The sequence below is a fragment of the Micromonospora lacuserhaii genome, assembly GCF_036902735.1.
Classification (GTDB): domain Bacteria; phylum Actinomycetota; class Actinomycetes; order Mycobacteriales; family Micromonosporaceae; genus Micromonospora.
In genome coordinates this window covers 1-1,397 of record NZ_JBAKHO010000124.1, presented here as the reverse complement: position 1 = coordinate 1,397, position 1,397 = coordinate 1, and the positions used below count along the sequence as shown (strand labels likewise).

Below are 1,397 nucleotides of genomic sequence, written 5' to 3'. Positions count from 1 at the left end.
TATGGGTCTTGTGACGGGTTAGTGGGTTGTGGTGGGGGCCGGTGACGGCGCATGCCGTTGTTCCGTTGGGTTTTCGACCTGCGAAAGTACGAAAACTCGGTGACGGAGCAACGGCATGCGTTCTGCCAGGGTATGGGCTGGGCTGCTCGGGGTCGAGCAGGCGGTCGTGGAGGGTGTCGAGTTCGATCCGGACGAGTCGTTGCTGGTGGCTCGGGTGCGGGTGCGTAAGGGCGCCCGGCGGCGGTGTCCGCATTGCGGGCGGCGGTGTGCCCGCTATGACGCTGGTGTTCGTCGTCGGTGGCGGGCGTTGGATCTGGGCGTGGTGCGGGCGGTGATCGAGGCGGACGCGCCTCGGGTGTCGTGTCCGGTGCACGGGGTGGTGGTCGCGGCGGTGCCGTGGGCGCGGCACGGGGCAGGGCATACGCGGGCGTTCGACGCGACGGTGGCGTGGCTGGCGGTGCACGCGGCGAAGTCGGCGGTGTCGCAATTGATGCGGATCAGTTGGCGCACCGTGGGGTCGATCGTGGCGCGGGTGTGGGCCGATACCGGTGGTCTCCAGGACCGGTATGACGGGTTGCGTCGTATCGGTATCGACGAGGTCAGCTACAAGAAGGGCCACCGCTATCTGACTGTGGTGGTCGATCACGACACCGGCCGGTTGGTCTGGGCCGCGCCGGGCAAGAGCGCGGCGACACTGGAGGCGTTCTTCGACCTGCTCGGTCCGCAGCGGGCCGCGGCCATCACCCACGTGTCCGCCGACGGCGCCGATTGGATCACCACGGTCATCCGCCGTCGGTGCCCGAATGCGATCCGCTGCGCCGACCCGTTCCACGTCGTCGCCTGGGCCACCGACGCCGTCGATCGGGTTCGCCGGCAGGTGTGGAACGAGGCCACCGGTCGACGGGCCGGCCGTCGAGGCGTCGCCATCGGTGAGGCCCGGATGTTGAAGAACACCCGCTGGGCGTTGTGGAAGAACCCGGAAAACCTGACCAAGGGTCAACAGGCCAAGCTCGACTGGATCGCTAAGACCCACCCCCGCCTGTATCGAGCATGGGCATTGAAAGAGGGCCTGCGCTGTGTGTTCACGATCGCCAAAACCAGCCCCATCGCCGCCGTCGAAGCACTCGACCGGTGGATCGGCTGGGCCCGCCGCAGCCGCATCGACATCTTCATCGACCTGCAACGACGCGTCATGCGCCACCGCCACGCCATCCTCGCGTCCATCGAACACGGCATGTCCAACGGCCGGATCGAGTCCGTCAACGCCAAGATCAGACTGATCACCCGGATGGCCTTCGGGTTCCACTCACCCGACGCCCTCATCGCCCTGGCCATGCTCAGCCTCGGCGGCCACCGACCCGAACTACCCCGCCGATGACCACCCGACCCACACATCC

General features: G+C 67.6%; 1 protein-coding gene. It reads left to right on the top strand.

What is annotated here, in order from left to right; translation table 11 throughout:
- The first annotated feature begins 115 nt into the window (after nucleotides 1-115).
- On the top strand, nucleotides 116-1,378 hold the full coding sequence (locus V6U81_RS29030; protein WP_334494236.1) for an ISL3 family transposase: 1,263 nt from the start codon (nucleotides 116-118) through the stop codon (nucleotides 1,376-1,378).
- Nucleotides 1,379-1,397 lie beyond the last annotated feature (19 nt).

Bases quoted from the DNA above. Each gene is read 5' to 3' on its own strand.
- V6U81_RS29030 (WP_334494236.1), top strand. From the start codon at position 116: ATGCGTTCTGCCAGGGTATGGGCTGGGCTGCTCGGGGTCGAGCAGGCG.